The sequence below is a fragment of the Nocardioides sp. genome (genome assembly GCF_047607185.1).
Lineage (GTDB): Bacteria > Actinomycetota > Actinomycetes > Propionibacteriales > Nocardioidaceae > Nocardioides.
The window spans coordinates 20,811-27,013 of record NZ_JASGDQ010000053.1 but is presented as its reverse complement, the minus strand read 5'-3'; the positions used below and the strand labels follow the sequence as shown (position 1 = coordinate 27,013).

Annotated in this window: 7 protein-coding genes; 4 read left to right on the top strand and 3 right to left on the bottom strand. The window is 73.1% G+C overall.

The features are described from left to right. Positions 1 to 93: 93 nt before the first annotated feature. Entirely contained in the window at positions 94 to 828 is a 735-nt protein-coding gene (locus QM595_RS05335; protein WP_415170492.1) for a hypothetical protein, read from the bottom strand. A 160-nt stretch (positions 829 to 988) separates the two neighbouring features. Between QM595_RS05335 and hrcA the strand changes: the two genes are divergently transcribed. The 3 genes from hrcA (at position 989) to QM595_RS05320 (ending at position 4,076) form a co-directional block, all read left to right on the top strand. Further along, the gene (hrcA, locus tag QM595_RS05330; RefSeq protein WP_415170491.1) at positions 989 to 1,993 is read left to right on the top strand and encodes a heat-inducible transcriptional repressor HrcA; all 1,005 of its coding nucleotides are present in this window, start codon (positions 989 to 991) and stop codon (positions 1,991 to 1,993) included. Next, positions 1,990 to 3,168 carry a molecular chaperone DnaJ gene (gene dnaJ, locus QM595_RS05325; RefSeq protein ID WP_415170490.1) on the top strand — a complete coding sequence of 393 codons (1,179 nt, stop codon included), beginning with the start codon at positions 1,990 to 1,992 and terminating at the stop codon, positions 3,166 to 3,168. Before hrcA ends, dnaJ begins: the two co-directional genes overlap by 4 nt. A gap of 167 nt (positions 3,169 to 3,335) precedes the next feature. Then, positions 3,336 to 4,076, top strand: a complete 741-nt coding sequence (locus tag QM595_RS05320) for a 16S rRNA (uracil(1498)-N(3))-methyltransferase (RefSeq protein ID WP_415170489.1) — start codon at positions 3,336 to 3,338, stop codon at positions 4,074 to 4,076. Between the two features lie 15 nt (positions 4,077 to 4,091). Here the strand turns inward: QM595_RS05320 and QM595_RS05315 are convergent, their stop codons facing one another. Next, the gene (locus tag QM595_RS05315; RefSeq protein ID WP_415170488.1) at positions 4,092 to 5,138 is read right to left on the bottom strand and encodes a winged helix DNA-binding domain-containing protein; all 1,047 of its coding nucleotides are present in this window, start codon (positions 5,136 to 5,138) and stop codon (positions 4,092 to 4,094) included. Beyond that, entirely contained in the window at positions 5,135 to 5,656 is a 522-nt protein-coding gene (locus tag QM595_RS05310; RefSeq protein ID WP_415170487.1) for a Gmad2 immunoglobulin-like domain-containing protein, read from the bottom strand. Before QM595_RS05310 ends, QM595_RS05315 begins: the two co-directional genes overlap by 4 nt. Positions 5,657 to 5,674: 18 nt before the next feature. On the opposite strand from QM595_RS05310, the gene QM595_RS05305 reads away from it, so the two are divergent. Continuing rightward, complete coding sequence (locus QM595_RS05305) at positions 5,675 to 6,052, top strand: HIT domain-containing protein (RefSeq protein ID WP_415170486.1); 378 nt, start codon at positions 5,675 to 5,677, stop codon at positions 6,050 to 6,052. The last annotated feature ends 151 nt before the right edge of the window (positions 6,053 to 6,203 follow it).

Genomic DNA, 6,203 nt, shown 5'->3' with positions numbered 1-6,203 from the left:
GTCATGCGGACGGAGCAACCCCTTGCTCCGTCCGCATGACGTTGCGCGGGGGTCAGGCCAGGGGTGTCGTGCACCGGGCCAACGCTAGCCGGGTCAGCAGATGCCCGGGTGCAGCTGGGTGCGCAGCATCATGCCGAGCTCCTCGGCGGAGTGGGCGACCCGGGGAAACTCCAGTGCCATGATCCGGGCGCCGTCGCCGTCGACCCACCGCAGCTCGGCGCCGTACGGCGTCAGCGCGGTCAGCCGCACCCCGATGACGTCGCCGAGCCGGATCCCGGCGATCGCGGCGACGGCTCGGCGCAACTCGTCCTGGTGGCGGTCGCAGGCGTGCTCGGCCGAGCGCTGCAGGTAGCCCCTGTTGAGCTGGTGACTGGGGGAGCGGAACTCCGCCAGCGGCACCCGGCAGCGCTCCAGCGACCCGTCGGGGAGGCTCCGGGTCAGCAGCACGAATGTCACGTCCACGACCGCTCGCTCGCGAGTGTCGTCGCAGCAGTCGCACGCCTCGGTGCCCACCGATCGCAGCGAGCCGGCCAGCACCAGCGTCTCCCAGCGGTCCTCGGGATCGGTCTCCTCGGCGGCCAGGCCGCTGCGCAGCGAGAGCAGCACGTTGCGGCCGGCGCACGCGGCGTAGGCCAGCGCGCCGTCGGGAGCGCACAGGAAGGTGGGCACGCCGCAGGCGTCCTGCAGCGCGAAGGCGCCCGAGTCGTCCAGGGCGTCGTCGAGCGGCTGCGGGACGCCGTCGACCGTCAGCTCGATCGCTGCCGGGCAGGACAGGATGCTGCGCGCGGTCGCCGCGGCCAGCCGCGGATCCGTCGTGGTGAAGCTCATCGAGACCTCTTCCGATCGTTAGGTCCACCTAACAAAGGTGAGCCTAACCTATAAACAACCGGCGACAAACGCAAGAGGCTTCTGCCTAGTAGGCTTGGCACTCCGAAACGGCGAGTGCCAAGCCACAGAGGACGGGCCAGAGGACGGGAGAGGTGCCGGGATGCAGAACGACCGCAGACTCGAGGTGCTCCGGGCCATCGTCGAGGACTACGTCGCCACCGAGGAGCCGGTCGGCTCCAAGGCCCTGGTCGAGCGGCACGGTCTCGGCGTCTCGCCGGCAACGGTGCGCAACGACATGGCCGTGCTGGAGGAGGAGGGGTACATCGCCCAGCCGCACACCAGCGCCGGCCGGGTGCCCACCGACAAGGGCTACCGGCTGTTCGTGGACCGGCTCGCCGGCGTCAAGCCGATGAGCCCGGCGGAGCGCCGCGCCATCGCCAGCTTCCTCGACGGCGCGGTCGACCTCGATGACGTGGTGCAGCGGTCGGTGCGGCTGCTCTCGCAGCTGACCCGGCAGGTCGCCATCGTGCAGTACCCCACGCTGGCGCGCTCCACCGTCCGCCACGTCGAGCTGGTCTCGCTCGCCCCCACCCGGCTGCTGGTCGTGCTGATCTTGTCGACCGGGCGGGTCGAGCAGCGGCTCGTCGAGGTCGCCGCCGAGGTCGACGAGGAGGGGCTGGCCGAGCTGCGCAACCGGCTCAACGCCGCGGCTGCCGGCGTCGTCATCGCCGACGCGGCGGCGGCGCTGCGGGCGCTGCCCGGCGACCCGGTCGTCACCGCCGTGGTCGAGTCGCTCGTCGAGGCGATGTCCGACCATCGCTCCGACGGCCGGATCGCGGTGGCCGGTGCGTCCAACCTGGCGCGCTACGGCGACAGTTTCGAGACCGCCGTACGTCCTCTCCTCGAGGCGCTGGAGGAGCACGTCGTGCTGCTCAAGCTCATCGGGGAGGCGACCTCGAGCGGCATGGTGACGGTGCGGATCGGTGCCGAGGGCCCCTATGCGGAGCTCTCCTCCACCAGCGTCGTCACGACCGGCTACGGGCCGCGCGACGAGGTGCTGGCCTCGCTGGGCGTCGTCGGCCCGACCCGGATGGACTACCCCGGCACGATGGCGGCGGTGCGCGCGGTGGCGCGCTACGTCTCGCGCATCCTCGACGAGGCATGAGAGCAGGAGCATTGGACCCCTACGAGCTGCTCGGCGTCGACCGTGACGCCGACGACGCCGCGATCAAGAAGGCCTACCGGTCCCTGGCGCGGCAGTACCACCCCGACGTCAACCCCGACCCCGAGGCGCAGGAGCGGTTCAAGGAGATCTCGCACGCCTACGAGATCCTCTCCGACCCGCAGAAGCGGGCCGCCTTCGACCGCGGTGGTGACCCATTCTCGGGCGTCGGCTCCGGTGGTTTCGGGGCCGGATTCTCCTTCACCGACATCATGGACGCCTTCTTCGGCGGCCAAGCCGGCGGCGCGGCGGGCGGTCGCGGCCCCCGGCCACGGGTCCGGCGCGGCCAGGACGCGCTGATCCGCGTCGAGATCTCGCTGGCCGAGGCGGCCTTCGGCGTCAACCGCGAGATCAAGGTCGACACCGCCGTGCTCTGCGAGACCTGCTCCGGCTCCGGCGCCGCGCCGGGGAGCCGGCCGGTCGCCTGTGAGACCTGCCGCGGCGCCGGCGAGGTCGCCCACGTGCAGCGCTCCTTCCTCGGCGAGATCCGCACCCTGCGGCCCTGCGCGGCCTGCCGCGGCTTCGGCACGATCATCCCCGAGCCGTGCCGCGACTGCGGCGGCGAGGGCCGGGTCCGCTCGCGCCGGTCGCTGACGGTCAAGATCCCGGCCGGCGTCGACAACGGCACCCGGGTGCAACTCTCCGGACAGGGCGAGGTCGGCCCCGGCGGCGGCCCCGCCGGCGACCTCTACGTCGAGCTCCAGGTCGCCCGGCACCCGGTCTTCACCCGGCAGGGCAACGACCTGCACTGCACCGTCACCGTCCCGATGACTGCCGCCGCCCTCGGCACCGTGCTCACCCTGCCCACGCTGGAGGCCGACCTGGTCTCCGAGACCTCCTCCCCGGACATGGTCACCTCCTTCGACCTCGAGGTGCGTCCCGGCACCCAGTCCGGCACCGACCAGGCCATCAAGGGGTACGGCGTCCCCGGGCTGCGCGGCGGCCGGGGCGATGTCGTCGTCACCGTGCTGGTGGAGACCCCGACCGGCCTCGACGCCGAGCAGGAGACGCTGCTCAACCAGCTTGCCGACCTGCGCGGCGAGCAGCACCCGTCGGGCCAGCTCCGGGCCTCCTCGAAGGGCTTTTTCGGCCGGCTGCGCGACGCCTTCGATCACTAGTGGTCATCTCCGGAAGTTCGTCCCGGGTCTGCGCGGCCCAGGCACACTCATCGCGGCGTTGGCGCCGCTCGGAAGACGCCCGGTATGCCGTCGCGACGCCGCCTTGCGCTGCGCGCACCTGGATCCACGCATACCCCCCACGAACTTCCAGAGAGGACCACTAGGCCATGTCCCTCCCCGTCCATCTGGTCCTTTCGCTGGTCGGCGTCGCGGTCGGGTCGACGGTCCGCGTCGAGGGCGACGAGGCCCACCACGCCGTCGCGGTACGCCGGCTGCGACCCGGTGAGCAGGTCGTGCTCACCGACGGCGCCGGCGTCTGGGCGGCCGGCGAGGTCGCCGAGACCGGCAAGCGGGTGATGGAGGTGCTCATCGCCACGATCGAGACCGTGCCGGCTCCGGCTCCGGCCGTCACCGTCGTCCAGGCCATCCCCAAGGGCGAGCGCGGCGAGCTCGCCGTCGAGACGCTGACCGAGATCGGCGCTGCCACGATCGTGCCGTGGGCGGCCGCCCGCTCGGTCGCGGTGTGGCGCGGCGACCGCGCGGAGCGGTCCCTCAATCGCTGGCGCGCCACCGCCCGTGAGGCGGCCAAACAGTCCCGGCGGGCGTGGTTCCCGGCGGTCGCCGAGATGGCCACCACCCCCGCAGTCGTCGCCCTGGTCGCGGACGCCACGCTGGCCGTCGTGCTCCACGAGGAGGCGACGGCCTCCCTGGCCGGTCTCGACGTGCCGGCCGAGGGGGAGATCCTGGTCGTCGTCGGCCCCGAGGGCGGGCTGACCGACGACGAGGTGGCGGCGTTCGAGGCCGCCGGAGCGGTCACCGTCCGGCTGGGCGCCGAGGTGCTGCGCACCTCCACCGCCGGCGTGGCGGCGGTCGCGGCGCTGCTCGCCCGCACTCCCCGCTGGTCCTGACGGACTCTCCCGCGCTCAGCGGGCCAACAGCGCCTCCACCCGGTCGACCTCCTCGTCCAGTTCGACCCGCTCCCGCCGGGTGAGCGACCGGAGCGGCTCGTCGAGCACCACCCGGCCCTCGACCGGCCGCCACAGCCCGGCGACGTACCCGTCCGCCAGCACCACCCCGGCCGAGGCGCCGTTGCTGCCCATCCAGGCGGCCCGGCCCGCCGGGGTCATCATCCGGTCCCGGGTGGCGTGGGAGAGCCAGAGGTTGTCATAGCTCCCCAGCAGCCGCACCGGCGCGTGGACGTCCTCGACGACCTCGCCCTCGGGCACGTCGTAGAGCACTACCCGAGATCCGGCGACCGAGTGGCGCACCAGGTCCGCCGTCGCCGCCAGCACCGGCCCCAGCCGGGTGACCCCCGACCAGGTCGTCATGTCGGCGGCCGACGCCGGGCCATAGCCGCGCAGGTAGCGACGCACCAGCGCCGACAGGTCGGGAGCCGTCAACGACAGCCCGGTCCACCGGTCGACGTACTCGTAGACGACCCCGCCGGAGGCCTTCCAGCCCCCACGTGGCGGCACCTGCAGCAGCGGCGCCCGGAGCCGGGCCAGGTTCCCGAGGGCTGCCGGCGGATGTCCGGAGTACCGCTCGGCCAGTGCCGCCGAGAGCTCCCGCAGCGGCCTCGGCCCGGTGAGCAGCTCGGCCAGGACCGCCCGGAACTCGTCGGCGTCGATCGCGCGCGCCGGGCCGATCGTCCGGCTGCTCCGCTCCTCCCGCTGCCGCACCGGCTCGGCCCAGACCGGCAGCGTCACGGCGTCCTGCGGCACATGCAGGTGCACGGTGTCGCGCAGGCTGAGGATCCGCACCAGGCTGCGGTCGGCCAGCGCCTGGGTGACGTCGTGCGGGTCGAGCTCGGCGAGCCGCGCCGCCAGCGAGAGGTACGGCGGCAGCGACTCCTGCGCCTGCAGCCCGATCAGGTCGTGAACCACCCCATGGACGCTGCCCGGGGAGCGGGCGAGCAGCCCCTGCCGTCGTAGCAGCGTCCGGTTGAGGGCCCGCGCGGTGAGGATGGTCACGAGACGGTGATGTGGACTTCCACCTGCTGGGCCTGCTTGCCCTCGCCGTCCGAGGGGTCGTCGGTGCTGACCACGAAGGAGTAGGCGCCGGGCGCGACGCCGGCCAGGTCGACGCTGCCGGAGAAGGGGTAGAGCTTGTCCATCCAGCCCTCGGCGGTGAACGCGCCCTGCTGCACCACCGCGCCTGCGGCGTCGACCAGGAGCCACGGCACATTGGCCTCGACCGAGTTGGCGGTGCCCGAGACGTCGATCGACCCCGAGACGGTCGCGCCGTCGGCGGGGGAGGAGAGGGTGATGTCGGTGACCTCGCTCGGCTCGGTGTAGGTGGCGCTCGCCGTCGGCGGTGCCACTGTCGCGGTGGCGGTCGTCTCCTCGGGGGACGGCGACTGGCTGCTCTCGACCGCGGTCGAGGCGTCCTCGGTGGCCTCGCTGTCCGAGCTGCCGCAGCCGGCCAGCGCCAGCGTCGCGACGGTGGCGACGGCGACCGGAAGACGACGGAACGGGGTGCTGTTTCGCATGGGCGCCAGTCTGACACCATGAGCGGCGTGACCACGGATGCGAACTGCCTGTTTTGCAAGATCGTCGCCGGCGAGCTCCCCGGCGACCTCGTCCACAGCGACGACCGGCTGGTCGCCTTCCGCGACATCGCCCCGAAGGCGCCGCTGCACGTGCTCGTGGTGCCCCGCGATCACCAGCCCAACGCGGCGGCCTCGGCGGCCGCGGACCCGGCGATCCTCGGCGAGCTGGTGACGGCGGCGGCCGCCGTCGCGGAGCGCGAGGGCTACCCGGCGTACAACCTGATCTTCAATACCGGCGCCGAGGCCGGCCAGACGGTCTTCCACACCCACCTCCACGTGCTCGCCGGCGCCTCCTTCCTGGAGGTCGTCGAGAGCTTCGGCCGCCAGGGCGGCTGACCGGCTCCGGCAGCGGAACAAGTCGGTGCGCGCGGGTGTTCTCGCCGCGTAGCATGGTCCCGCCGTCCCCGACCCAGAAAGCGCCCGTGACCGAGAACCCCCAGATCCACACCACCCGGCCCGACGTCGCGGGGACCACGACGAGGCACAC

What these genes read in the sequence shown, in the direction of transcription:
- QM595_RS05310 (WP_415170487.1), bottom strand. Translation starts at nt 5,656, where the DNA reads ATGCGAAACAGCACCCCGTTCCGTCGTCTTCCGGTCGCCGTCGCCACC.
- QM595_RS05335 (WP_415170492.1), bottom strand. Translation starts at nt 828, where the DNA reads ATGAGCTTCACCACGACGGATCCGCGGCTGGCCGCGGCGACCGCGCGC.
- QM595_RS05320 (WP_415170489.1), top strand. Translation starts at nt 3,336, where the DNA reads ATGTCCCTCCCCGTCCATCTGGTCCTTTCGCTGGTCGGCGTCGCGGTC.
- dnaJ (WP_415170490.1), top strand. Translation starts at nt 1,990, where the DNA reads ATGAGAGCAGGAGCATTGGACCCCTACGAGCTGCTCGGCGTCGACCGT.
- QM595_RS05305 (WP_415170486.1), top strand. Translation starts at nt 5,675, where the DNA reads ATGAGCGGCGTGACCACGGATGCGAACTGCCTGTTTTGCAAGATCGTC.
- hrcA (WP_415170491.1), top strand. Translation starts at nt 989, where the DNA reads ATGCAGAACGACCGCAGACTCGAGGTGCTCCGGGCCATCGTCGAGGAC.